18 protein-coding genes are annotated in these 25,169 nt (G+C 57.4%); 7 read left to right on the top strand and 11 right to left on the bottom strand.

Annotation, left to right across the window (positions count from 1 at the left end):
* The first annotated feature begins 67 nt into the window (after positions 1-67).
* The 3 genes from GVL04_RS05945 to GVL04_RS24925 all read left to right on the top strand — a co-directional run bounded on the left by GVL04_RS05945 (position 68) and on the right by GVL04_RS24925 (position 2,711).
* Positions 68-1,393 carry a D-glucuronyl C5-epimerase family protein gene (locus tag GVL04_RS05945; RefSeq protein WP_159701003.1) on the top strand — a complete coding sequence of 442 codons (1,326 nt, stop codon included), beginning with the start codon at positions 68-70 and terminating at the stop codon, positions 1,391-1,393.
* Positions 1,394-1,637: 244 nt separating this feature from the next.
* The gene (locus GVL04_RS05950; protein ID WP_159701006.1) at positions 1,638-2,120 is read left to right on the top strand and encodes a hypothetical protein; all 483 of its coding nucleotides are present in this window, start codon (positions 1,638-1,640) and stop codon (positions 2,118-2,120) included.
* A 474-nt stretch (positions 2,121-2,594) separates the two neighbouring features.
* A complete protein-coding gene (locus GVL04_RS24925) occupies positions 2,595-2,711 on the top strand; it encodes a hypothetical protein (RefSeq protein WP_159701009.1) in 117 nt (38 codons plus the stop codon).
* Between the two features lie 45 nt (positions 2,712-2,756).
* Here GVL04_RS24925 and GVL04_RS05960 read toward each other — a convergent pair whose 3' ends face one another.
* The 8 genes from GVL04_RS05960 to GVL04_RS05995 all read right to left on the bottom strand — a co-directional run bounded on the left by GVL04_RS05960 (position 2,757) and on the right by GVL04_RS05995 (position 13,954).
* On the bottom strand, positions 2,757-5,420 hold the full coding sequence (locus GVL04_RS05960) for a glycosyltransferase (protein ID WP_159701012.1): 2,664 nt from the start codon (positions 5,418-5,420) through the stop codon (positions 2,757-2,759).
* A complete protein-coding gene (locus GVL04_RS05965) occupies positions 5,420-5,800 on the bottom strand; it encodes a hypothetical protein (protein ID WP_159701015.1) in 381 nt (126 codons plus the stop codon). Before GVL04_RS05965 ends, GVL04_RS05960 begins: the two co-directional genes overlap by 1 nt.
* Positions 5,801-5,838: 38 nt before the next feature.
* A complete protein-coding gene (wecC, locus tag GVL04_RS05970; RefSeq protein ID WP_159701018.1) occupies positions 5,839-7,137 on the bottom strand; it encodes a UDP-N-acetyl-D-mannosamine dehydrogenase in 1,299 nt (432 codons plus the stop codon).
* Between the two features lie 17 nt (positions 7,138-7,154).
* Entirely contained in the window at positions 7,155-9,059 is a 1,905-nt protein-coding gene (locus GVL04_RS05975) for a glycosyltransferase (RefSeq protein WP_159701021.1), read from the bottom strand.
* Position 9,060: 1 nt separating this feature from the next.
* Entirely contained in the window at positions 9,061-9,954 is an 894-nt protein-coding gene (locus GVL04_RS05980; RefSeq protein ID WP_159701024.1) for an ABC transporter ATP-binding protein, read from the bottom strand.
* Complete coding sequence (locus GVL04_RS05985) at positions 9,941-10,828, bottom strand: ABC transporter permease (protein ID WP_235036185.1); 888 nt, start codon at positions 10,826-10,828, stop codon at positions 9,941-9,943. The genes GVL04_RS05980 and GVL04_RS05985 overlap by 14 nt, the downstream gene beginning before the upstream one ends.
* 118 nt (positions 10,829-10,946) lie before the next feature.
* Positions 10,947-12,680, bottom strand: coding sequence for a glycosyltransferase family 4 protein (locus tag GVL04_RS05990; protein ID WP_159701027.1), 1,734 nt, complete (start codon positions 12,678-12,680; stop codon positions 10,947-10,949).
* Positions 12,677-13,954 (bottom strand): glycosyltransferase family 4 protein, encoded by a 1,278-nt coding sequence (locus GVL04_RS05995; RefSeq protein ID WP_159701030.1) that lies wholly within the window; start codon positions 13,952-13,954, stop codon positions 12,677-12,679. Before GVL04_RS05995 ends, GVL04_RS05990 begins: the two co-directional genes overlap by 4 nt.
* A gap of 858 nt (positions 13,955-14,812) precedes the next feature.
* Here GVL04_RS05995 and GVL04_RS06000 point away from each other — a divergent pair.
* Complete coding sequence (locus GVL04_RS06000; RefSeq protein ID WP_159701033.1) at positions 14,813-16,558, top strand: hypothetical protein; 1,746 nt, start codon at positions 14,813-14,815, stop codon at positions 16,556-16,558.
* 37 nt (positions 16,559-16,595) lie between these two features.
* Positions 16,596-17,672: an LCP family protein gene (locus GVL04_RS06005; RefSeq protein WP_159701036.1), complete on the top strand. Its 1,077-nt coding sequence runs from the start codon at positions 16,596-16,598 to the stop codon at positions 17,670-17,672.
* A gap of 438 nt (positions 17,673-18,110) precedes the next feature.
* Here GVL04_RS06005 and GVL04_RS06010 read toward each other — a convergent pair whose 3' ends face one another.
* A complete protein-coding gene (locus tag GVL04_RS06010) occupies positions 18,111-18,479 on the bottom strand; it encodes a lipoprotein (RefSeq protein WP_159701039.1) in 369 nt (122 codons plus the stop codon).
* Positions 18,480-18,734: 255 nt separating this feature from the next.
* Positions 18,735-20,243 (bottom strand): choice-of-anchor P family protein, encoded by a 1,509-nt coding sequence (locus GVL04_RS06015; protein WP_159701042.1) that lies wholly within the window; start codon positions 20,241-20,243, stop codon positions 18,735-18,737.
* A gap of 83 nt (positions 20,244-20,326) precedes the next feature.
* Between GVL04_RS06015 and GVL04_RS06020 the strand changes: the two genes are divergently transcribed.
* Both GVL04_RS06020 and GVL04_RS06025 read left to right on the top strand, forming a co-directional pair.
* Complete coding sequence (locus tag GVL04_RS06020) at positions 20,327-22,198, top strand: FG-GAP-like repeat-containing protein (protein WP_159701045.1); 1,872 nt, start codon at positions 20,327-20,329, stop codon at positions 22,196-22,198.
* A gap of 125 nt (positions 22,199-22,323) precedes the next feature.
* The gene (locus tag GVL04_RS06025; RefSeq protein WP_159701048.1) at positions 22,324-24,231 is read left to right on the top strand and encodes an FG-GAP-like repeat-containing protein; all 1,908 of its coding nucleotides are present in this window, start codon (positions 22,324-22,326) and stop codon (positions 24,229-24,231) included.
* 48 nt (positions 24,232-24,279) lie between these two features.
* Here GVL04_RS06025 and GVL04_RS06030 read toward each other — a convergent pair whose 3' ends face one another.
* On the bottom strand, positions 24,280-25,131 hold the full coding sequence (locus tag GVL04_RS06030; RefSeq protein WP_235036186.1) for an alpha/beta fold hydrolase: 852 nt from the start codon (positions 25,129-25,131) through the stop codon (positions 24,280-24,282).
* Positions 25,132-25,169 lie beyond the last annotated feature (38 nt).

The raw sequence follows: 25,169 nt of genomic DNA on the forward strand, positions 1-25,169 counted from the left end.
TGGGCAGGTCTATTCCAACAGGTAACGTTGGTCCTTAGTAATTTTCGACTTAGCAATTGGGGAACTCATGGGCTCAGCCACCGACTATGTGACCAATGAATACGAGGTTAGTTTGCCCGCGCTTCGTATGGAGCGTAAGGCGATTTGGGATTACTACAGGATCGAGTTCCTGCCCAACGGATATCCTGGCCGCAGGACTGACGGCGTGCTCATGGCGCACCCGATCTATGGTCCTTATGTCATCACTGACTACCTGATCCAATATGGGCTCACCAAGGACCCCATATTCCTGGAAGCTGCCATTCGGGTCGCCGACGTCTCAGTTGCCATGATGGAGCCTTTGCATGACGGCCTGGTCTTTAACTACGACGAGGAACGGGCAAAGGTCTCCAGCAAGAAGGGCACCTGGTACAGCGGCCTCACGCAGTCCCGATACGTGGACGTTCTCAGTAAGCTCCTCGCCTACCCAGATACGAAACGGTTCCGCGGGCCGTTGAAGGCTGTCCTGACTAGCTTGACCATCCCTGTAGAGGACGGCGGCGTGGCGCGCTACACCAGCGACGGCGGACTGATTATCGAAGAGTACCCGGCGACCTTCCCGAACTGCACCCTGAACGGCTGGACCACCGCGACGTGCATCCTGTTGGACGTCGCGAAAGCCACGAATGATGACAGCGATTGGGACGTGTTCAACAAGTCCGTTCGTGGACTGGAAAGCATCATCGGGCTCTACGACGTGCCAGAGCTCGCCAACTCCCGCTACAAACTCGAAGGCGACGCAACGTTCCAGCTCTCACCTGCAGGCTCAGCCCTGGAAGTTACGGACTGCCAGGTAGTCGTACCATCGGCCGGTGTTTTTCCTGCGAACGTGGAGGGCGACCAGGCAGGAGAAGCTCTCAAGGCTGGCCCTTTGGCCATTCGGGACGGCAAGTTGGGACGCGTCAAGGTTCGTTTGAGTAGATTCTCGTGGCCTTCGCCTAACAAGCTTTTGATGAAGGTTACGGCTGAACGTGCAGCGCTAGTCAAGGTGGCTATCGGGGAGACGACGTACAACCCGTTCGGGAGTGTGCCGAAGGTGACCGGCCAGAAGCACCTTCAAGAGTTCGATCTGCTGCCCGGCGAAAATCTTCTCGAGATTACGGTGCCCTGGATTGCTGCCGAGATGGTCGCGCACCCCACCAATTTCTCCAAGAAACTTACCGGGCGGCAGTTCAACGTCTACCACTACATTCACATCGACACGCTCACGAAGATTGTGGAGCAGTCTGGCAGCGAGATCCTGCGATATTACCTCGACAAATGGAAGCACGCTCCGTCGTTGTGGGCCGACCATCCGGCGTATCAGGATGAGCGCCTAATGCTGGAACGCTTCGACATGCACAAACACAAGTAACCACGACCGACACAAATGCCCCCACCATTAGAGCGGTTGGGGGCATTTGTCATGCGGCGATTAGGCGGCTCTCCCTGGTTCGTGGTGAAAAGGATTCCCTGTCCTGAAGGGTAAACGGCTCGTAGCGTTGCTGTGATGGATGTTCTATACGCATTCATCCTGAGTCAGGAGCTACGAGCCTTGATCGAACCCATCTCCCAACGACACGATGCTGCCACCGCCATTTTCGGTTCGCCTAACTACCGTGTCATCGATACTGAGGTTCCTTTCCTTCGGGCAGCCATGCGTCACAGTCGGAGCCACTGCCGCGTCCGGCTCCCGTCCGGTGGTGGGAAGCCAGGTCCCGCGCCGGGCACGGTCCACCCGCAGGCTCCGCGCCGCCTTGGTCGCCTCCGGCATCGGATCGGGAAGGGCCGCCGCCGAGTCCGCCGCTTCAATCGGTGTCTCACGGTGGTTGGTCCAGCAGGTTGAATTCCGCGGCCCTGATGCTACCGATGTCGATACCCCCGCCGCATGGATGCTCGGCATCGATGAGCACCGCTACCGGTCCGTGCGGTTTTTACGCGACACGGCCACCAAGGCCTTGAAACGTTACGAACCGTGGATGACCACCATCGTTGATCTGGACACAGGTCAGGTCCTCGAGTTCGTGGATGGCCGCCACAATACGGGCATCGGGGAGTGGCTTTTCGCCTGTTCGCTGCAATGGCGCAGGGCGTGCAGGTAGTCACGATCGCCCCGCAGCTGGGTTCCGCAGGGCATTACAGATGTCGTTCCCACGCACCGTGGTCTCGGTCGACGCGTTCCACCTGGTCAAGCTCGGCAACGACATGCTCATGAAGTCCAGCAACGGCTCACCCAGTAGGTCGATGGCCGGCGTGGACGTTCCCTCGACCCGATCTGGGCCAACCGGAGATTGCTTCTGCGGGCCGTGGACACGTCCCAGACCGGGCCCGAACGAGGCTCTGCACCGAGTTTCACCACCGACGACGTCACCGGAAACTGCAGGCTGCCGGGCTGGTAGAAGAACAGCTCCGGCCCTTGGCGGCCGCCGGTTCACTAACCGACGCAGCAGCCGGGAAAGACCGCCTGCAGGTCCTGGTCGAACGAGCCTCATCACCGGAAAACAACCGGCTCTGGCACACAATAAGCCGGTGACGGAGGGAAATCGAAGTACTCCTTCCACTGGCGCGACGCGACAGTGGAAGACAATAACAGCGCAATCAAGCACATCAAAAGGACCAGCCGGGGATTCACCAACGCCCGGAACTACAAAACGCCTAACCTGTTGCGCAGTGCCGCCAGAACAGCGGCATGAACATCCCTCACGGCAGAACATTCACCACGAACCGCGAAGAGCCGCTTAGACAGGGTGGAACGCAGTGGTGTCTCCCTCCATAATCGCCGACACCTCGGGATCCTCCCAGGTTATGGGTGCGTAAATCTTCCCCAGCTGCTGGATCAGCTCAACACATTCAGGGACATCAGCCTCTGGGACGCGTTTGAGTTTGTGGATAAACCAGTGCTTCATGAAGGTCTGCGCGCGCCCTGCCTTGTAGTCCGGCATCAGTCCGACTTGCTCAAGCCATGCGGCTCGCGCCGTCTCCAGCGGCAAATACTTTCGGAAGAACCCGGGGCCGATCGTGTTCACCACGGAATTCGCCACTGCACCGTAATAGATGTGGATCGGCACTTCGAGGACGTCGATCCTGCGGGCGTAATGAACCAGTTGCTGGAAAAAGAATGAGTCTTGACCAAGAGCTCCCACGGGCTGCTCCAGGTGCAGATTCTTCAACCAACCCGTGTTGAGCACGGCGGCTTGGATACTCATCGGATAGAAGTCAAGGCGACTGAGGAGGCTATCTGGGACACCGTCTCCGTCCGTGGGCGAGACGTCCAAATTGCTGCCCAATTTTCGGGAGTTGTGGAAAGTTCTGATGCCGTCCGAGTATCTGAGCATGTCACCCAAGGCCAGATCCAGCGATTCATCAACAGCTAACTGCACTAACTTTGCATAACCGTCGTAGATCGCTTCATTATCTGGATCCAGATAAGTCACCCAGGGCGCTGTTGCCAGCTCCAGCCCCTTATTCCGTGGCCTGGAAGCGCTACCCGAGCCAGTATCCCCGAACTTGAAGAGGGTAACTTGGCTGTGCCGCTCCGCCAGTTCGTCGAGTATTTGATGCGTACGCAGATCGGTTGATCCATCGTCAACCAGGATGATCTCCATGTTGGCGAAAATTGACGACCGTTCGAGGGATCTGATGCATTTATGGAGGAGGAACGGGCCATTGTTGTGAACAGGCACGATAACGGAAAGAGTCACTTCGGCGGGAGCCGGAGCCAAATCAAATAGCGATAAGGAATCTGTGCGTTCAGCGATACCCAGCGGATCGAGTACGTAACCGTTGCCTTGAACACGGCCACCGTGGCGATAAGCTTCGCCGGCATCAGAGTCGAGCCACAGGGCACCCGCTGAAGGTTCGGGCAAGGAGGAAAAGGACTCATGCTCTGGCATCAGGTCTGTGTCCGTACCGGCATTCGGCACTGACTTCATGACGAAGTCAACATCGGCGTACTTGAACGCGTTGACCAGATCCTCAACGTGCGTTGGTGCGTATCTGAACCGATCCGATACGGGTACGGCGACTTCGAACTCGTTGTGCCGTTGCCGCAACTGCTCGGGGGTCAGGATTTCGATCCCCCTGACAGTTTGGTCCTGTACAGCCCGATGAAGTTCCTCGGAGGGTGTCTCTAGGACAGCGCACACCCTCGCCCGTGAAGCCCCGGCCGATAGGCCTGAGGTCTCCAAAATCTCTGCCATGCGATCGTGAGCAAGGTGGTCTGTGTACGCCCGTCTGAGGCCTTCCATTTGGACCTCGTAAAGGCTGGTCTTGGACATACCGTCCAAGAGCTCGCGAACATCTGTTGTAGTCTGCGCCGTCAGCACGTTAGGGAATCTGTTGTTGACGCCCACATTGTAGTTCGACAACACCATCGATCCCATGGCTTGGAGTTCAACCACCCGGTTCGCGTACATCGAGGCACTGGAAATCACGGAGTTCAGGTTGATATTGAAGTCGGAGATCCGCTGGAGCTTCAGAAGCAGACTGTGGTCCACGGTGGGTACGACATGCTGGAGGTATTCTTCCGGGAAAAAGTACCGGCTGTTTTCCAGTGACCAGTTGCGATCTATGATCACGAGGTTCCGTGACGATTCGAGGACACCGTCAAAGATGGCTTTCGCCCCGGACCGGCGTGCGGGATACCGCTGTGTATGCCATGAGCCAGCGAACAACACATCCGGGAGACGGTGTCTGCGTGAGAACACCGGAGAGTGGTGATAGGGATTTACTCCAAAGCTCAACACGCCAATGGAAGTCGCATCAGGGCAATCCCGAGTGTAGTCCGGGACGCTTTCTTCTGCACAAGTGAAAACATGGTCGGCTGCCCTGGCAATGCTGAGGAATTGGCTGTAGTTTGGCGGATCCTCTTTTGAATAGAAAGCAACTGGCGTCCCTTTGGTCCTGAAGTAGGGAACAACCTCATCGAGAAGAAATTTCCGCTTCTTTGACTCAGGGGTCGCAAGCCCTTTCCATTCACCTTTAAGTCCCCGCCAAGTACTCGCTATGAGCAACAGCCCGGCATTGCTGGCGATGTCCTGATAGTTTTCCGGAGTGACGTAACTCAGGCGGGCGGTTGAGTCGAAACTCTTGTAAAGAAACTCATCTGCAATAATGGCGACGTCAACCGAATGGGGCCGGAGGCTTCTCGAACCCAGGGTTTCGGGAATATCTTCCAAGATTGGACGGAGGTCCTCGATGTAGCCCTGGACGCAGGACACGTTACGTCGAGTCAGATATTTCCGTTGCGTGGTCGAAGGTAAAACAGGCTCGCCGGCGAGTACAGAATCCAAATAAAGCTTTGAGGTGTAAAAACCCTGCCGCGAGTCCGACATCGTTTGGCAGTATTCGAGTTCTTCCAAACGTTTCTTGGCACGCCATAGGCGCTTATCCGAGTCAACCATCAGGCTTTCCCCCGTCCCGGGCGCCTGCGCAGGCGCCAGTATTTCAGCTGCAGCGCGCCGAGCGTTGATTTGGACAATGCTGTGAGTTTGCTTTGCGTATCCGCGAACGCCCGTGACAGTTCGTTCAATTGATTGTCGCGCTTGGTCAGTTCTTTCTGGCTGGCAGCAAGTTTCTCACGGTACATGTCCAGTTTAAGGCGCGCCGTAAACAGCTCTTGGCTGAACTGCCGCCTTTCGGCTACCACAGAGGCCATTCCTACTTCTCGCTGGTATGCGTCGCGCAGTTCAGCCTGCAGTTTTTCGATCTGGACATTGTGGGCAAGTGCCGCACGGCTAATGCCCTGCCGAATCTGCTCGACGTCCCCGTTGTTGCGGTCCATGAAGTAGTGAGTCTTCCTCTGTGGTAGCCAAAGTGCCGTTAGTTGACGGCGAGCCCTGCGGTGGCGGCTGCTTCTGCATGGGAATCCGGTCCCCAGATGCCGCGGGAGTCAATAACCGTCTTGCCCGCGTAAGCCGCAGGAGAGATGGACTTGAATTCGTCGTGGTCCACCAAGACGACAATGACGTCGGCTTTGGAAATAGCTTCTTCAGTGGCCACGAGCTCCACGTTGGCGCGGTCGCGAAGGGCAGCGGGAAGGGCCTCGACGTGCGGTTCCACGACCAGGAGCTTAGCCGTCGGAAGCTGTTCAGCCAGTTCAGCTGCGATACCGATAGACGGCGACTCGCGCAGGTCATCGATGTTTGCCTTGAACGCCAGGCCGAGCGTTGCGATAACAGGTGCGGCTCCAACTGCTTCAGCAGCCTTGCGCGCCTTCGCCACGACCCATTCTGGCTTGGAGTCGTTGGTAATGCGGGCTTGGCGGATGAGCTGAGCTTCCTCCGGAGCCGCAGCCACAATGAACCACGGGTCCACGGCGATGCAGTGACCGCCAACACCAGGGCCGGGCTGCAGGATGTTGACACGCGGGTGGTGGTTGGCGAGCCGGATGAGCTCCCACACGTCAATTCCGAGCTTGTCGCTAATGATCGACAGCTCGTTGGCGAACGCGATGTTGACGTCACGGTAGGAGTTTTCAACGAGCTTGGCCATCTCAGCCGTGACGTCGTCGGTAACCAGGATTTCGCCCTGGCAGAAGACTCCATAGAGCTCCTTTGCCAGCTCGGCTGCAACCGGAGTAATGCCGCCAACAATGCGGTCATTGGTTACCAGCTCGATCATGACTCGGCCGGGCAGAACCCGCTCAGGGCAATGTGCAAAGTGAATAACCGGCGCACCATTAGCGCCGTCAATCGACAGATCGGGCCTAAGCGCGAGAATGTAATCGGCCATGTGCCGCGTCGCGCGGGGCGGTGAGGTCGACTCCAAGATAACCAGTTCGTCGCCCTTGAGCTGGGGCGCAATTCCGCGGGCAGCTGCCTCAATGTAGCTCAAGTCAGCAGAGTGGTCGTCACGGAACGGCGTGGGAACGGCCACGATGTACGCCTCGGCAGACGGAGTCTCCCTCGTCGCCTTGAGGTGGCCCTGGCTCACAGCGCCGGCTACGTGTACACCCAGATCGGGTTCCACAAATGGAACTTCTCCTCGATTTACGGCATCCACCGTGTTTTGGTTTACGTCAACGCCCACGACGTTGATCCCATTGGTCGCGAGAATGGCGGCCGTCGGAAGCCCGATATATCCAAGGCCGATAACAGCTACAGTCTTAATGTTCGTCATTTACTTCCCCTTTTTTGTTAAACAGTGATGTGTTCTTTGGGATCTCCAAAGAATCTGATTTCGCCGGACGCGGCCAGTTCTTCATCTGAGACGTCCCAAGTGTGACCGTCGCCCTGCCGGATCTGGCAGAAATTGAACCTGTCCGCAGAATAGATGGAGCCACCCGCCGTAGTGACGGCCTTAAGGAAGCCAGTATCTTCTCCACGATTAACAGCTTCAAAAGGATGGGCCTCGAAGACCTCACGTCTCGCCGTGATTGTTGGCCCCACCACGAAACGGGTTGACCGGTGTTCCATGTGAGCTATGCGGAGCACAGTCGCCTTTGTTGATACAAAGTGCATGTAATGCGCCTGCTTACCGACCACGTCCGCCTTCGAGTAGTCGAGTGCATGCAGGAGGTCCACGAGATATTGAGGACCGTAGTAGTCATCGTCATCCATCTTTGTGAGTACTTCACTCGAAGCCGCGGCGACACAGCGGTTCAGGCATTCACCCAGCGTTATGTCCCTAGTCGCGGTCAGTAGCTTGAATCGCTGAACCCCGTACTTTGCGGCCAGATCCTCGGCATGGTCCAGCGGCACTTCGAAACCGTGAGTGAGGAGAATTAACTCAACGTCAACGTCCGATTGGCTACCGATGGTTGCGAACACATGTTCCAGCTGATGGGGCCGAATGGTCGGCACAAGTGCGCTGACAGTTGGCAGCTCCAGCGGTCGCAGCAGCTCTGGGAGAACTGATGCGACTATTGTTTCCGCCCTGTGGGCATATGTGTGCTCGTTCCAGATTCGTCGTTGTCCCCTGTGAACCACTCGATCATTGAGTTCGGAGCTGCGCGCCAACATTCTGATCTGATGTTCGCCCTGCTCTTGCGAGCCCGCTACGAAAACCTCATCCGGTTCAAAGAAGTGAGCAATGGCCGCGCTCGGTGTTGAGACGATTGGGGTCCCCGAAGCGGTAATCTCGAAAATCCGTCTCGCGCACATGCTGGGCGACCCGACAACGGAATTGACGTTAAGAAATACTTTGTACGCTCGGTAAGCAGTGAGCATCTTTGCGTAATCCAGGCTCCCGACAACATGTTCGTTGAACGGCACTGGGAACTGGTAGCTGGAATCGCCACCGAGTTGACGCGAAAAGATGTCCAGCCTTGGCCCTGACTTAGACGATGCATCCCTTGCTGCATTCAGGAGTAGATCCATCTGCTGCCGGCGTTCAGGGTACTTATGTGCAAAATACATTCCGGCGAAGGCTACTCCTCTTGAGTGGCGCCCTTGCCCGATTCTAACCGGATTATGGATCGCCGGCTGTGCAGCAAAAGCCAGAACTGCTATGCGGTCATGGCCCAGATCCCTTCGATAGGACGGAACACGGCCTGAATCACTCGTGAAGACCATATCGAACTCACGAGCAGCAGGGAGGAAGTCATCGTAGTGAGGCGGATCTTCCTTGTTCCAAAAGACCGTTGGGATCTGCTGCTCCCGACACCAGGCCATCAGTTCCAAGAACTCGGGCTTTGGTCCGGATGTGCCCATGAGCTGGTACTTCCAGGAGCCTTGGTTGCCGTTCCATGCAGATTCGACGAACAAGAAATCGATCGATGTTGCCGCCAACTGCTCTCGCCACGAGTCTTTTCGAAGATGCAACAGGTTCCACTCGAAGGAATAGGCCGCACTCGAAAAGTCATCCAGAATCACGCCGACTGTGAGGTCCCGGCGCCGGGGATCACGATCTGGGACGCGATACGGCCCAAACGCCGCCAAGTTACCCTGTTCTGAGCCCGAACCAGTCCGCGTCTTGCTTTTGCCCCGTGCACTGTCGATTCGCTTCTCGACTTTTTGTCTCCTCCGCCACTCCAGGAGCTGGTTCAGGCCTCCTTGCCGAAGATGCCAGGCAGCCTTGCGAATATCCTCGATGAGCAGCATGTCAGCGTCCTTCCATCCGGCGCCCGCTGGCTCGCTCGAGCACACGTGTAGCGACAAGATTTGCACGGGCTTCATCCTTGATACCCGCGGCCGTGAGATTGTTCCCACGGGATAGGTTGGATGAAAAGTCTTTGTAAGTAGCAGTCGTATCTTCAGCGGGCCCGTCCATGATGAGCTCTCCCTTGTCCAGCCAAATCACTCTGCTGCACATGTCCCTGATGGTGTCTAGGCCGTGACTAACGATGAAGACACAACCCGCTTGCGCGCGTAGCTCATCCATGCGCGCTTTACTGCGGTTGTTGAATTGCGCGTCTCCAGTGTTCAGTGCTTCATCGACCAAGAGGATTTCCGGATTGACCGAAGCGGCGATGGCAAAACGCAGACGGGAAGCCATGCCTGAGGAGTACGTCTTCATCGGCAGGAAAATAGCGGAATCCAATCCGGAAACTTCGACGATGCTGTCAAAACGCGCGTCTATTTGCTCCCTTGTCATACCCATAGCGAGACAGCCCAATACAACGTTCTGGTCACCAGATAATTCAGGGACGAGGGCGGCATTCACGCCGAGCAAAACGGGGGTACTCGAAGCGTAGATGGCTCCGTGAGTGGGTGCTACCTGACCGCTTATCAGCTTCATCATTGTGCTTTTACCGGAACCATTACGGCCTATGATGCCTACGGATTCACCCCTTTCCACGACCAAAGAGATTTCTTTGAGCGCGGAGACGGTAACCAGGTTCGGCCGTTCAAGGAGGGTTGTAATCCTGCCTCTGAGGCCCCGTCTACTTGACGAGCTTCGTCCGTCAGAAGACGGTACCCGATAAGTCATCCGGACCTTGTCGATGACCACGCACGGGGGGCCGTCCAAGAATGCAGATGCATCAATCACGCCCATAGGTTTCCTCCCCTTGCCAGAAAAACACGAAGCCAACCAGGAGCGCACCCAAGGCTACGACGCCCAGGGTGGCCCACGATTCCCATGCGGGTACCCGGTCATAAAGGACGCAGCTGCGAACTATGTCAATGACATTGAAAAGCGGGTTAAACTTCATCACTGCGAGAATCGTTGGATCTGAAACGAACCGTTCGTAAGAGTAGAAAACAGCGGAGCCGTACATCCAAGCCCGAATAGCAAACGGAAGGAGGTGTGTGACGTCATGAACTTTTGAGATGACACGTGCGAGTATCAATCCAATCCCCAGATTAAAGATTCCTTGCAGAATCACAGCGGGAATGGTGAGAAGCCACAACAGACTGACCTTCTCGGCGGGTGGCACAATGACTATCAGAAGAAGCATGCCCAAGATCAGGGGGACTGCTGAGAGCATCTCACGCATGTTGGCACCCAAAGGCAGGGCTGCCCGTGGGAAATTGAAAGCTTGGACGACGGACTTACCGTTGCGTATCGAACGAGCACCGGATGTGATCGCGCCAGCACTGAACTGGAAAAGGAAAATTCCAACCACCAGGTAACCGACAAAATTATCGATGCCATGGCTGGTCTGCAGCAGCAGGCCAAACACAAAGTAGTAGGTCAGCCCGTTAAAGACAGGGTTCAGCAGCAGCCAAGCGCTGCCCAGCCGGTCTTTCCGGGTTCCGCTTTGCACGCGGGCTCGCGCGTCATAGAAAATAAACTGCCGATAGTCCCACAACTGAACCAGGTAATCCAGAAACCCCGGACGAGACCCTACCCGAGAGAGTTTCCTGATGTCCACAGACAACGGCTGTATAGCCGCCGGCGGTGGAAGTTTAGCCTTCTTTGCCGACACTAAATGGGTCTCCTTGATCGTTTCAAACACACTGTGTCGCGGGCTCCGGCTGGCTGGCCCAGACCGTTGTGGCGGGTGCCCGCAAACGCCCCTAACGTTGGCGTGTTCTCCCCTGACATCAGTTGCCCCTCAATGTCTCGTAAGCCTTGCCGCATAAATCGGCGTTTGCCTTCCACGTCCGTGTAGCCAGGACTTCCCGGCGGCCGGCGGCTCCTAGTCGCAGGCGTAAACCTTCGTCGTCTAGCAGTTCGAACAAACTTTCAGCTAACGCTTGAGGATCCTGCGCTGCCACTAGGCGGCCGTTAACCCCGTCATGAACAATCTCCCGCAGGGCATCAAGATCGCTTGCCACCACAGGCCTTCCTGACGCCAGCGCTTCGACAGGTTTCAACGGCGTGACTGCCCTCGTGACCGCCAGGTCCTTACGCGGCACGACGAATATATCCAGTGCTTGGTGGTAGAGATGCGCTTGCTGGGGCGGTACTCGTCCTGCGAAATGAGTCCGTTCCAACAACCCCAGGCGCCGAACCTGATCCTGAAGTGCAGGAGCAGCCGCGCCATCTCCCACCACGACCAGCTTCAACTTTGACAGCCGAGGTGCTAGCAGTGCAAATGCTGTGACGAGATCATCAATCCCCTCGTAGTCGACCAGGCTACTCACAGTTCCGATGTAGAGTCCTTCTGGGTCTAAGCCCAGAGCTAACCGCGCCGCACTACGCTGCAAGGGTTCGTTCAAGTAGGAACCGCCAATAGCGTTCGGACAGATAAGAATCTTGCTGGCTGATACCCCTGATGCCACGATGTTGCGCTTCATAGCTTCGCCAAGAGTTACCACCAGGTCAGCGCTGCGCATGACTTCAGCCTCGCGTTCCATGAACAATCGATATCGTTCGCTGCGACGTGCCTCATCCCCACGAGTGGAGGCCCACGTGTCGGCCAGTTGTCCGCGAACTTCGTATACCCAGGGAATGTCCAAAGAGCTTGCCACTTCGCGCGCGACTAGGCCGTTTACAAAGTGTGTTGTTGTGTGAAGCACCGCAGGTTTGAAACTCAGAGCCACTTTGAGGAGCTCATCGGCTTGCTGCTGCAGACGCCCATCCATGGACTTGGCCATGGTACTTGGTAGTAATCGCTGGTAGTGGACTCCGTCCACCACGTCAGAATTGCGCGCCGTGAGCGCGCCAATCTGTACCGGATACCCCAAGCGTGTGACGGCTAAGGCCTCCCACCCGGATTTCTGTTGTGATGTGAGGATCGAGTGCGTGCGGCGGGCGTATCCGCTGCCCGTGTGGGGCACGGAATTTGTCAACAGGTGCATGACGCGGCGAGGCTGTGGCACGGAGATCATTTTCGGCAGAACGGGACGCCAACCTTGGAAGACCCTTAGCTCAGATTCCAGGCGTTTTCGCTGCCTAGCCATGCCGGCAGACTGACCGGTCAGTGCCTCTACGGCTCCAGTCATGTCACCGTCGTACCACTTGCGTCGCGCCCGCGTCGCCGGAGCTTGCCGTGTGCCCGCAGCGTGCCGCAAGAATATATCCGCCCATTTGGGCTGGTCCGCGGCCAAGGCGACCTCGCTTGCCCTCCGCGCCTGGCTGGGTGTTATCGTCTGAGCCACGGCGTTCTCGAACCGCTTCACCAATCCGCCAGTGTCACCGGATGCGTGGCTTGCCAGCAAAAACAGCGGTTTGGCGGATCCCGGCGCCACCCTGGCGACTGTGGTCGCAGCAGGTCCAATCACGGATGAAGGCAGCCGCCTAAGCATTAGGAGCACCAGCATGAACGGCGCCTCCGTCATGTGTTCAATAACTGTGCCGGCGGCCAACTTGAAGTTGTTGATAACTTGGATCATTTGGATTCCCGCCGTCCTGATGCAGGGGAATTCATATCTACAACTGCGGCAATCTCCTGCATGTATTGGAGGGCTAGATGTGCATAGTCTGCATGCTCACTTACCCAGTCCCGCCCACTATTGCCTGCTGCGAGTCGTTGGCGATCGTGTGCAAGCTCGCGCCAGAGTTGAGCAACAGCTTCAGGACTAGCCTGAACCACATCGCCCGCCTTGGCCTCACGAATGATTCGTTCAGCCTCACCTCGAACGATGGCGGTCACGTGCCGGCCGATGGCCAGAACCTCGTAGGTCTTCGAAGGAACGGTTGTTTCAAACGACTTCCAGTCATCGCGCAGAGAGACGATGCATGTGTCCGTTTCGCGATACTTTTCGAGAACAGCTGGTCCGTGAAGGGACGGGTAAAACGTCACCGGCGCATTCAGCTCCCTGGCCAGCTTAACCAGTTGAGGCCTGGTTGTTCCCGTGCCAACCAGCGTTAGATGGTAGCCATCACCCAACAATGCGCTGGCCCGGATTAGGATGTCCAACTTCTGACTTTTGCCGTGATTCCCAAGGTAAAGAGCGCGAAACTCCTTGCGATCGAGAGCAGGAGGCTCCAGGAATGGGACAGTGTGGAGGTCCAGGCCATTACTGACAGTCGCAACGTGCTTGAGACCCCTCGCTCGAAGCGTGTCGGCGAACCCTTCTGTCACTGTCACGACCAAGTCGGCACGTTGCTGCAAAAACTCCACAGCGTGCTCCACCACGCTCTTCACGCTGCCCTGAACGATACGAGCATCGCGTGCCAAATCCGGCCAAGCATCACGCATCTCCACAATGAACGGGACTCTACGGAGCTTGGATAGAACGTATCCAGTAGCCAAGGTAGGAAGACTCGGAGCCGTGGCAAGGATTGCGTCGGGCTTCTTGCCTCCCAAGCCCACGGGGACAGACATAATGGCAGAAAAAAGCTGATCCACGAATCGAGCCAAGGACGAAGTGCCCATGTGTCGCAGATAAGGGACCCGCCGGATCGTCTCCCCATGAAGACCCCGCTGGTGAGAAAAGGCGATTCCGGCTTGCCTGCGGGGCAGATTGCGCCGACCGTTCGGATAATGCGCCACAGGTGCAACAACGTCAACGTCCCAGCCAGCCCTACGAAATTCTCGGGCGAGGGATGCCCATCGACGTTGAGGTGGGCTATGTTCGGGCCAGTAAGAGTGCGTGAGGAGCATGAGGCGCATCGGTGATGCAGGACTTTCGGCAGCCTTATCCCCGGTGAGGGAGTTACCCATGGGCCTACTTGCCGTTGAGGCGGGGGCGAGGGCTCCCCTTGGAACGCAGAGCCCGGAAGTACGCAACACCTAGCAGAAGCAGCACGAGGACGGTCACCCCTTGGACTATGGGGTTATTTTCAGCAACGGGTGCCAAGGCAACCTTCAGCGGACCAGCAATGTCGGCGCTGGCAACTGGTGGTGCCGCTGACTTGGTTGCCAACGGCGTCGGCGTCGGAGACGGACTGGGCTCCGGCGGGGCGGTCGTCGTTTCCACAGGAACCAGGGGCTCTTCAAAGTAGCCCTGAATCCCAGCGTCCGTAGGCGGAAGCGGCAAAAGCGTTTCTTGCGTGGGAACGGCGGGAGCGGCTGGCTCAACAGCCGGCGGAATAACGGGCTGCGTGACAGGCGGGACAACCGGTGCGGGCTCTATTACCGGCGGAACAGGCTCTGGACTGATCTCTGGTTCCAACGGGGTGGGGGCTGGAGTCGGCTCCAAAATCGGAGGAACAACCACCGGGGGAACCACTGGCTTCGTAGGTGTTCCCGGGTCTGTTGGTTGCCCAGTTTCACTCCCGGGCCCGGGTTCCAGTTCGCTGGCGATAGCGGGCTGAATTCCAATGAACCCGAGAGTAGCCAGAATTAGGACCACCAGCGCGGCTTGAACACGTTTGATTACAGTGCTCAACTTCCCCCCCGTTGTATATATTTCAGAACGCTATCTACGATCCAACTAACGCAGCCGCCCGAGACATGGCGGCACGCGGACATCCCCCTCCGAGGAGGAGCGACCCGCATTAGTTTATCGTATGGATTAGAGACAGCCCTGCTGCAGCTACAGACAACCCGTCGAGGGTCCGTGCCTCCAGAATCTGGACTATGGACTCCCTTGATAGAGTCGTCTCTGCTGATGTCGATTCAGAGGACTACATGACACCCCGAAACCTCTCCGGACAATCTTGGTCGCAGAGGCCGGCCTTCAGAGGTGCTGGACGGTGGTCTGCAGTCTTGCTCGCGACCCTCCTGATGATCGCGTGCGTGACCTTCATCCCCTACGACGATGAATCCTCTACTCCAGACACCTCACCCGCCGCGCGGACCTATCCCATCAGCGGTTACTTCATCACGGCCAACACCGACGCCTCCGCCAATAGGGAGAAGATGGCTGACATCAAGGCGCTCGGCGGCGACACGGCTATCACATTTGGCACCCTGTTGAGACCCGCCACGGAGGAGTCCCTTCCAACCGACTGCCTGATCCAAGGAGTTACTTGTGACAAATTCGTGAACGCTTCCTTGAGAGTTCATCGATTCTTCACATATTCAGACGGAAGCCACTGGGGTGACTCAACGCTGAAATGTCCCAGAGATCGGAGTGTCTCATCCAACGGAAAGTCCTACACCGTCTTGGTTCTACCCACCGAGGGCCGCGGCTGCAACTCACCTGATGAAACCTATGACGTGGTCATAGTGGGAGGAAGCAAGGCATCCGCCGAAGACCCAGCCCGCGCTTTAGCCTCGGCGGCAACAGAACTAAATATGAAGTTCTACGCGGGTCTCCCGGCACCTGTTAAGCGCCTCGATGTGGACTACCTGCCCGACCTTTCCTACGTGGATACCCTTGACCTCTTCACAGAGCGATTTCTGGAGTATCAAGCCGCCAATAATGATGTACTCGGTCTTGCGGGTTTTTACCACCACTTTGAGATGCCTGTCAGCTCCAGTTCGTTCTTTGACCCCGTCCTGTCCCTTTATAAAATGCAAAACCAGGCAATACACCGCGTCCTGCCGACACGTTCGGCAATCATTAGTCCATACATCGAGTCCAGATTGACAGCGTCGAACATCAACCCTAAAGATGCGCGGCTCGGAATCCGCCGGATCGCCCAGACCTCCGGCGGCCTTGCACTGAAGATCGCAATCCAAGATGGTATGGGAACTGGCAAGGGTGCGGCCTACCTAGCGAGCGAAGCCAACGCACCCGTGGATGCCTTCGCAGAAAGCATCGTGGGGAAGGGAACGTGGAGCGAAAAGTATCTGGCACCTAACAAGGACTATTTCCGGGCAGCAGCCGAGGGAATTTCTGGGACAGGCGCCGTGCTCTGGGCCAACTTGGAGGGTATGGCACCCGCCATAGAGTCCAATACATGTGGCAACAGCCTTCGCGGCCAAACCACCTTGGAACGAATGGATCGTCAGCTTCAACAGATGGCTGAGGCTACCAAGGTGATTTCTTTCATGTGGGACCCCTACTTCACCTGCAAAGGCGCAGGCACACCTCTAAAAGAGCAACTGCAATCAGGACATACCGCGCCCATCGTGACTGACGCCATCGTGGATCCAGGCACCGGCATAGTTAACGTCATCGGATTCAACCTCTCTGGCGTTAAGGCGACGTTGAAATGGACATCACAGGACGGTAAGGCTCACGAGCGGAATTCGGAACCCTCGTCCATAGCGGAAAGATATGGCGCCGAAATCGGCCTCAATCCGAGACTGGAGTCGATCGCTATTAGTCTCGGTGACTCACCTTTGGCCCCTGGAACCCCCTACATCGTGAATATAAGCAACCGGCAGAACGCGGACCGGAGCACGGAGTTTGCTGGCGGCGTATTCACACCTTGATAGAATCATCACTGCTGATGCCGACACCAAGGAACTCATGACGCTCCCGACAGATACCGAAACTCCCTCCGCAGAGGCCCGTCCCAGACGTCAGAGAAGCGGCAAAAAGACTGCACGAAACGTGCTTCTGGGCTTCGCCGCGGCGGTCCTCGTGGCTGGCCTTATCGGCGGCGCCTACATCTTCAACCTGGCACAGACGTTCAACTCGGGCACTACCAAGATTGAGACTGCTTTCCCGGAAGAGTCGACTCGACCGCAGAAGACCGAGCCCGTCAATGGCACTGCGGCGATGAACATTCTCGTGATGGGCAGCGACACCCGCGGATCTGCTGAGCTCGATGTCGATACTGCGGCATCAACCGACCAGCGCGCTGACACTTTGATGCTGGTCCACATTCCGGCAGACCGTAAGAATGTTTACGCGGTGTCGCTCATGCGTGACCTCTGGGTCAACATCCCCGGAAAAGGCGAGTCGAAAATCAACTCCGCTTTGGCTCTGGGCGGCGTCCCGCTGATGGTCCAGACTGTGGAGTCCCTTTTCCAACAGCGTATTGATCACGTTGCCATGGTCGACTTTGAGGGCTTCAAGGGCCTCACCGATGCCCTGGGTGGAGTCGAAGTGGACGTAAAGATCCCCTTTGCACCGGCAAAGGGTCCTATGAAGGGCCACTATTACGAAGCCGGAAAGCAGACGCTAAACGGCGACGAGGCGCTTGCCTTTGTCCGTGAACGTATGTCCTTCAGCGACGGCGACTACCAACGCGTACGGAACCAGCAGGCGTACATGAAGGCGGTCATCAGTAAGACGATCGCACGTGAAACGCTGACCAACCCTGTAACCGTCAATAGCATGGTCAGTGCAGTTTCTCCTTTCATCAGCGTCGATAAGAGCTTCGACGCTGCCGCCATCGGTAGCCTTGCCCTCGGGATGAAGGACCTTCGAGCAAATGACACGGTGATGTTCACACTTCCCACTCTCGGCACCGGTACTTCAACAGACGGCCAGTCGATTGTTGTCGCAGACACAACAGCAATCTCAGAAATTGCTGCAGCCCTTTCCCAGGACCAGTTAGGTGCTTATGTCACTGCGCATGCCCTCGAAAAGGGCAACTAGCACCAAGGCCAGTGCTTTAACTTCTCGAGCTCCTGCCCCTGTACACGCCAATAGTCGTGTACAGGGGTTTCCTCTTAGTCCAGACTTCTGGGCAGGTGGTTTTGGGGCCAGTTGAAGGCAGGCTGCCACCTCGAGCATTCGGAGCGGTTGTCCTAATGGGGGCAGATCGTGCCACGGCATTCCCAAACTGCTTTGCCTCCACGCTCAGCGGAGGCAGCGCTACTTCGTGCTCGTTAGCTACGACGGCGTCAGCCATGCGATCCCATTCTCAGGGCCTGTTTGCCAAGGCTCCACAATACGTGAACCGCGCAAACCTTACTCTCAGCAGCTTGAATCCATTCTTCGTTGTTTTAGCAAGAGTTAACAAAAGTTAGGCAGACAGCCAAAGAACAGGTACCGACTTTTGCTACAACCAGGAGTCTGTTCACATTCTTGTCTTTATGGCGCGGCATTCTCTTGGCAGAAACCGGTAGCTCGGATTGCTTCCACGACTCCGGCCGCCTCGGCATCCGCGATTGGATCGTCTGCACGGTTGAAGTGCTTGACGACGGTAGCGACCAGCGCTTTGTCGCTGCCGCCCTGCAGGATTGCGGCGCAGACATAGCGGGAGTTGGTCGCAATCTCTTCCTGCGTGAACTTCGGAGCCACTGGAGAGATCCGCTTCATGAGGTCCGCGCTCTGCTCGTCTGTCACCTTGGGGACTGCCGGTTTCGACTGCGTAGTCGTAGGCTGCGGCTCGGACTGGCTCGGGGCGGAACATCCAGCAAGGGCGAGGGCGATCAGTGCAGCTGAGAGTGCGCGTCTCATAACAGTGGGATTCTCCTGAGAGGTAGCAGAACAGGTCGTGGGCATTTGGCCCGCAGACGACACTATCCGATGCTGCCGCACGCGCCCAGCCGTGGCCCTGGTGCATGAACGTCGGACAGCCCCTGTGTGATGCCCCAGGAGCTTCAAAGGACAGTCCCTGTGGCCGCGGGTTCCACCGTAGAGTCCCGCCAACACGATGTTGGCGGGACTCTACGGGTTGTGTGGGCGATACTGATTTACTTTCAATAGGCGGAGCTATGCTCCGACGCTTGAGTTTGAGTAACCTATTTGGATTTTCGATCCTGTCGGAAGAGTGCCAAGCGCTTGGCTAAGGACGATCTCGATCATTGTGACAATTATTGTGGTAGATGATTTGCTGACCTTATGCAAGGTGACTTGACCCAGTCCAGGGACCTGAATGACTGTGTTCGGCGCAACCGATGCGTTGATCGCAGGCAATCCAGCAATCCTGAGATTCGTGAATGTGGACGTGTCCGTTAGCTTGACTGCGCCGCCACTCGGTGGCCGGCTAGCGCTGGTTTCAGCCTTGATAGCGTCAACCTGTATGACGCCATTTAGCACATTGACTCCTCCTATGGTGTTGACCACGGAGCTCTTGGCTTCAGGCGTCAGGACGCCCGTAGCCGTAGTTACCGAAGCTCCAGCCAAGGCGACACCAGGGATGTTAACTGCAGCCACGTTAGCCGTCGACGTTCCTCCGCCGCATTTGACAGAGGCAACTGCAGTCGGGCCGGAACCGACAAGACCGGATGCCAGCGTAGCCCGTGTCCCGTAGCCTGTACCGGCAAGGTAACCAGTCTGCGGAGGCGTCAACTTGACGTTACTTACGCCGAGGCGGATGTCCGTACCAACTTTCAGACCAAGCAGCCCAGCTTTCAGGATCTCCACGCGCAGTGCTGTAGTGGAGACTGTGTACGTGGTGCCGCCGACCAGCCGCTTCTCTTGACCGTTAAGTGTGACTTTTCCTACCGATCCCAAAAGCGGCACTTTAAGATCAATAACGGTGTTGGCCGCCGGGTTGGCGTTCACCGCAATCCCAAGGACTTTAAGGTCTGCGATGGTTGTTTGATTCGTCCCGGCAAATGCACCGGCGGTGTTCTTCTCCGCGGTGCTTTCGGACGTGATTGCGCCTGCAGTGATGAGGCCACCCAGCAGGTTCGCGCCGGCAACGGTTGACTTACCCTCAATCCGTTTACTTGTTGTGGTCAGCAATGTCTTGACAGTCGTGGTCGCGTTGCCGACGGTTCCAACAGCAGGGACATTAAGCCCGGTAACGTTGTTGGAAGCTGTCTTACCCGTAGCCCCAGTGCAAGCAACGCTCGCGCTTGCTGTCGGGCCGGACGTTAGCGTTTTGTCCGTGTTGAAAATATAGGACCCATAAGCCGAGCCAGAAAACCCTGTGGTGATTTGAGCCGGTGTAGAAGTTGTGGTTGCGAAGGCCGGAGAGGTAGCACCCGTAAGAGCAAGCGCTAGTGCGCCCGCTAAGGCGACCATAGAACGTTTCATGTAATGCCCCCAGTAGTAGTACACGATTTTCGAGATGATGATCACACGGTAACGCCCAAAATCTCCACTGGCAATAGAGCGAAAAGGCTCAGGCTTTCCCGCAATAAGCTTGCTGATTCCCGCATGTCTTTCGCGATATTTCTCTAAATCTCCACTGGTCACAGCCTTGCATTTTGGTCGCTCAAACCTTTGAGTACCGAAGGCTTCACGCCGCCCCCTGAACCACTCCACCGTCATCAGTAGCATTCATCCGCAGTGGCAGACAGACTATAGAATGCCCCTGAAGACGCGCTTCCGCGTCACGACTACTGGGGGATTCTATGAGTACTTATTTGGGTGGTTCGCGCGCCTTCGGGACGGTGAAGGTAAGCCGACGGCGCAGGGCAGAGGTAGGGGCCATTTCGGTCGGTCTGGGCTTGGCACTGTCATTGGGAACCTCTGCGTTGCCCGCAAACGCGGACGCGGTACAAGATGTTATCCCGGTCGGTGACCGGCCTACGTCGATCGCTGTGAACACCGCAACCGATACAGCTTACGTGGCCACATGGGAGGGCATTTCCAGCATCGGCGGAAGCGGAACCGTTTACCAGCCAGCCGACTTGCCCGCGGATGTTGCCGTAAACTCCGCGACCAACAAGATCTACGTCAGCGAATCAAGCTCGGTCACGGTGATAGACGGAGTAACGCACGCCGCCACATCTGTCTCAGTTGGGGCTAGTGCAGGCATCATCGCGGTAAACGAGAACACCAACAAGATCTACGTCAGCACACCAGCTGGCATCAAGATTATTGATGGCGCTACAAACATAGCCACTCCGATCCCGAACTCCACCGGCGCAGTAGACATTGCAATCAACACGGCTAACAACAAGGTCTACGCCCTTTCAGGTGGAACTGTGAAAGTCATCGACGCCAGCGGCAAGATCTCATCAACAGTGTCTGTGGGTGCAGACGGTATCGGCGCGATCTCGGTCAATCCTTCAAAAAACAAGATCTATCTCACGACTACTCCGAAATACGGATCCAGCGTCAAGGTCATCGACGGTGCCACTGACACGATCACAAGATCTATGGCGTCCGAAGGCCCACTGGGAACTTTGGCTGTGAACCCCGCCACCGACAAAATCTATGTCGAGTCTGGTACTTGGAACAGCGACGGATCCATAAAGGTCATCGACGGCGCCACCCTGACGGAGACCGCGCACATAGCCACGGCAACGCGGGTTCGGAGCATCGTGGTGAACCCGTCCAACAACAAGATCTACGCGACCATGACAGGTCGTGGAACCACCATCATTGATGGCAGGAACGACACCAGCACAGCGGTTTACACGGGCCAGGAGCCCAACGCCGCCGTCGTTAACTCGTCCAACAACAAGGTTTACGTCGTCAACTCCGAGAGCGATTCGGTGGGTGTCATTGACGGGAACGCGGAACAACCCGTCAAGAACGATTTCAATGGGGACCGCAAGGCCGACGTCCTGGCCAGGGACAACGCTGGTGTGCTGTGGCTCTATCCGGGCGACGGTACGGGCGGCTGGCTGCCTCGCGTACAGGTTGGCCAGGGCTGGAACGTGATGACAGCGCTAGTCGCTCCTGGTGACTTCAATGGTGACGGCAATGCCGATGTTCTCGCCCGGGATGGAGCTGGTGTCCTTTGGCTCTACCCAGGCAACGGCTCCGGCGGCTGGCTGACGCGTGTGCAGGTCGGCAGCGGCTGGGAAGGCATGAGCGCAATTGAGGCAATTGACTTCCACGGTGACGGATTCGCCGATGTCGTAGCTCGGGCCCGCGATGGTGCCCTTTGGGTATATCGCGGAGATGGCAAGGGCGGTTGGTTGTCCCGTATGTGGGCCGGTTCCGGCTGGACCGGAATGTCCGAGATTACGGGCGTAGGTGACTTCAACGGTGACGGTGTCTCTGATCTCGTAGCCCGAGACGGCGCTGGAACTCTGTTCCTCTACCCGCCCAACGGCTACGGCAGCTGGCTCTCAAAGCAGACCATCGGGCAAGGCTGGAACGTCATGAACTCCTTGGTTGGCCCCGGCGACTTCAACGGCGACGGTAAGGCCGACATCCTGGCGCGCAACGCAGCCGGTGAGCTGTGGCTATACGCAGGTACCGGCGGAGCATCCTGGCCTACCGCGAGCAAAGTCGGCTCAGGCTGGAACGGTATGACCGCGATCCTTTAGCCCGTCCCCCCTCCAGAACGAAAACAACGGCCAGCCCTGATGGAAGATCAGGGCTGGCCGTTGGTCTGTCCCCTATAGAATCCGACTATCGACGCAGTCGAGCGTCACTACTTTTGGGGGACACTATGTCTGATGCTTTGGATGGAGCGCGCGCGCTCGGGAAAGAGAACTCACGACGCCGGCGCCAGGCAGCGGGCGCGTCCGTCGCCGTGAGCTTGGCGCTGGCGTTGTCGCTAGGTAACACTGCTGCGCCAGCCAACGCCGACGCAATTACGGATCGCTACACCGTCGGACAGTGGCCCACGGCTATTGCCGTGAACACCGTGACAGACACAGCGTATGTGGCCTCATACGATGGTGTGCACAGCGTTGGGGCGGGCGGCGTGAAAGGCCTCAGCCGCTATGGGAGCCCCGCTGAACACGTTGCTGTTAACTCCGCAACGAACAAAATTTATGTCAGTATGTCGTCCGGTCACATCGCTGTGCTTGACGGGGCAACGCTCGCGGCCACTGAGGTCCCGGTCGACTCGGCTCCCGGCGTTCTGGCCGTGAATGAGAAAACCAACCAAGTTTACGTAAGCACAGACAGCGGCCTAAAAATCCTCGACGGTGCTACCAACGCTATAAAGCCAGTTCTTGATTCAGCCTCCGCCCAGGACATCGTCATTAATTCATCCACGAATAGGGCTTACGCGCTCTCCGGGGGAACCATCAAGGTCATTGATGCGGGTGGCAAGATCATTTCCACGGTATCCATTGGAGCCGACGGCTTTCTCGCCATAGCAGTGAATCCGACGAAGAACAAGATCTACGTCACCAGCGCGCCAAAATACGGATCCAGCGTAAAAGTAATCGATGGCGCAAGCAATGCGATCAAGGGTTCCATGGCGTCAAACGCTCCGCTCGGAGACCTTGCTGTGAATCCGGTTACCGACAAAATCTACGTGGGCTCGGGCACTACCGCAAATACCTCTGTGAAGGTGATGGATGGCGGCACCCTGACGGAGACTGCGACCATACCCACCGCAAGCCAGGTGCAAAGCATCGTAGTCAACCCTTCGAACAATAAGATCTACGCCACCATGCTCGTTCGGGGTGTCACCATCATTGAGGGAGCCAACAACCGCAGCAGTGTTGCATACACCGGGTGGGACCCTGGACAGGCGGCTGTGAACCCAAATAACAACAAGGTGTACGTCGTCAACACAGCCAGCTCTGGCAACCAATACAAACAGTACTCGGTGGCTGTCATTGATGGGGATGCGGCCAGATCCGTCAAGAACGACTTCAACGGAGACCGTAAGACCGACATCCTGGCCAGGGACACGGCGGGACTGCTCTGGCTTTACCCAGGCAACGGCTCAGGCGGATGGCTTTCGCGTGTCCAGGTTGGACAGGGCTGGAACGTCATGACAGCCCTCGTCGCCCCCGGCGATTTCGACGACGATGGCCATGCTGACGTATTGGCGCGTGACGCGGCAGGGCTCCTTTGGTTCTACCCTGGCAACGGGGCTGGAGGTTGGAGGCAACGTGTACAGGTCGGCCACGGCTGGGAGGCTATGGCCGCTATAGAGGGCGTCGACTTCTACGGCGATGGCTTCATAGACCTTATTGCGAGCAACCGCGGTGGAAGTTTGTACCAGTACATTGCCGATGGGAAGGCCAGGTTCCTTCATCCCTCGTGGATCGGTGGCAACTTCACCAGTTCGGTGGGACTCTCGGAAATCACGGGGACAGACGACTTCAACTCTGACGGTCTCGGAGATCTGATTGCCCGCGACGGCGCCGGGGCACTTTGGTTGTATCCCGCTAGTGGGTACGGCAGCTGGCTCCCTAAGCAACAGATTGGCCAGGGATGGAACTCCATGAATTCCCTGGTTGGACCCGGCGATTTCAACGGCGACGGTAAGGCCGACATCCTGGCGCGCAACGCGGCCGGCGAGCTGTGGCTCTACGCTGGCAGCGGGGGTGCAGCTTGGCCTACGGCTACAAAAGTGGGCATCGGATGGAACGGCATGACGGCCATTCTCTGATTGATTTGCTCCACGGAGGTGGGCGGCTAACTCGTGAACCATCAAGGGCTAGCCGCCCAGCACCTCACCCAAAAACCCCTCCACATCCCCCGCCACCCGCTCCGGGCATTCCCACAACACCAGGTGCCCGGTCTCCTCATAAACCTTGAGGCGGGATCCCGGTATGCGTCGCGCCAGCGTCTCTTCATGGTGCCGAGGCACCAGGTGGTCGTGGGCTCCCCAGAGAATCAGAGTGGGGGCTGAAATAGCGCCCAATTCCGTGGGTGGAACGGCTTCGTAATAGCCTCGCAGCGACGATTTCCAAACGGCAGCCGGCATGGCCATACCGTCCTGCACACGGTCCTCGATATAAGACGCGGGAACGGTGTGCAGCAGCCGGTACCAGGACAGTGAATCCCGCACCCAATCCTCTGAAATCGGATCAGCCAGGGAATCCATCTCACTCGCGAACGCCGGCTTCCCATGGAGGCTCAAAGGCGCACCCACCAGAATCAGAGATGCCACCAGATCGGGCCGCGTCACCGCCAGTTGCTGCGCCACATATCCACCGCTGGAAGAACCCAGCACGTTGGCACGGACAAGACCCAGGGCAGCAAACAGGGCCACGACATCCTCGGCCACTTCCAGCAGCGAATACCCGCCGGAAGGCTTCTCGGCAAGACCGTGCCCACGCAGGTCCGGTGCCACAACAACCCAATCCGGAAGGGCGGCAATCAGCCGCTCAAAACTCCGCCAGGACTCACCCCAGGCGTGCAACAGGACCAACGGTGTGCCGCCGTCGTCGACTGTTTGTTCAAGGTGACCTTGGACAAAGCAGGGAACGCTGATGCCGGTTCGCAGCGCGACAGTCCTGACCTCGGACTCCATGGACCCAGAGTACGCCCGCCACGCCGGAGTCACGAGGCAACAAGGTTCCTGACGGAACCCGTAGCATCCCA

It is taken from the genome of Arthrobacter sp. 18067 (assembly GCF_902706295.1).
Classification (GTDB): domain Bacteria; phylum Actinomycetota; class Actinomycetes; order Actinomycetales; family Micrococcaceae; genus Arthrobacter.

Excerpts from the sequence above, each read along its gene's own strand:
- GVL04_RS06025 (WP_159701048.1), top strand. The coding sequence starts at position 22,324 with ATGTCTGATGCTTTGGATGGAGCGCGCGCGCTCGGGAAAGAGAACTCA.
- GVL04_RS06020 (WP_159701045.1), top strand. The coding sequence starts at position 20,327 with ATGAGTACTTATTTGGGTGGTTCGCGCGCCTTCGGGACGGTGAAGGTA.
- GVL04_RS05965 (WP_159701015.1), bottom strand. The coding sequence starts at position 5,800 with ATGGACCGCAACAACGGGGACGTCGAGCAGATTCGGCAGGGCATTAGC.
- GVL04_RS06015 (WP_159701042.1), bottom strand. The coding sequence starts at position 20,243 with ATGACGGTGGAGTGGTTCAGGGGGCGGCGTGAAGCCTTCGGTACTCAA.
- wecC (WP_159701018.1), bottom strand. The coding sequence starts at position 7,137 with ATGACGAACATTAAGACTGTAGCTGTTATCGGCCTTGGATATATCGGG.
- GVL04_RS05975 (WP_159701021.1), bottom strand. The coding sequence starts at position 9,059 with ATGCTGCTCATCGAGGATATTCGCAAGGCTGCCTGGCATCTTCGGCAA.
- GVL04_RS05945 (WP_159701003.1), top strand. The coding sequence starts at position 68 with ATGGGCTCAGCCACCGACTATGTGACCAATGAATACGAGGTTAGTTTG.
- GVL04_RS05980 (WP_159701024.1), bottom strand. The coding sequence starts at position 9,954 with ATGGGCGTGATTGATGCATCTGCATTCTTGGACGGCCCCCCGTGCGTG.
- GVL04_RS05960 (WP_159701012.1), bottom strand. The coding sequence starts at position 5,420 with ATGGTTGACTCGGATAAGCGCCTATGGCGTGCCAAGAAACGTTTGGAA.
- GVL04_RS05995 (WP_159701030.1), bottom strand. The coding sequence starts at position 13,954 with ATGGGTAACTCCCTCACCGGGGATAAGGCTGCCGAAAGTCCTGCATCA.
- GVL04_RS06005 (WP_159701036.1), top strand. The coding sequence starts at position 16,596 with ATGACGCTCCCGACAGATACCGAAACTCCCTCCGCAGAGGCCCGTCCC.
- GVL04_RS06000 (WP_159701033.1), top strand. The coding sequence starts at position 14,813 with ATGGACTCCCTTGATAGAGTCGTCTCTGCTGATGTCGATTCAGAGGAC.
- GVL04_RS06010 (WP_159701039.1), bottom strand. The coding sequence starts at position 18,479 with ATGAGACGCGCACTCTCAGCTGCACTGATCGCCCTCGCCCTTGCTGGA.
- GVL04_RS05990 (WP_159701027.1), bottom strand. The coding sequence starts at position 12,680 with ATGATCCAAGTTATCAACAACTTCAAGTTGGCCGCCGGCACAGTTATT.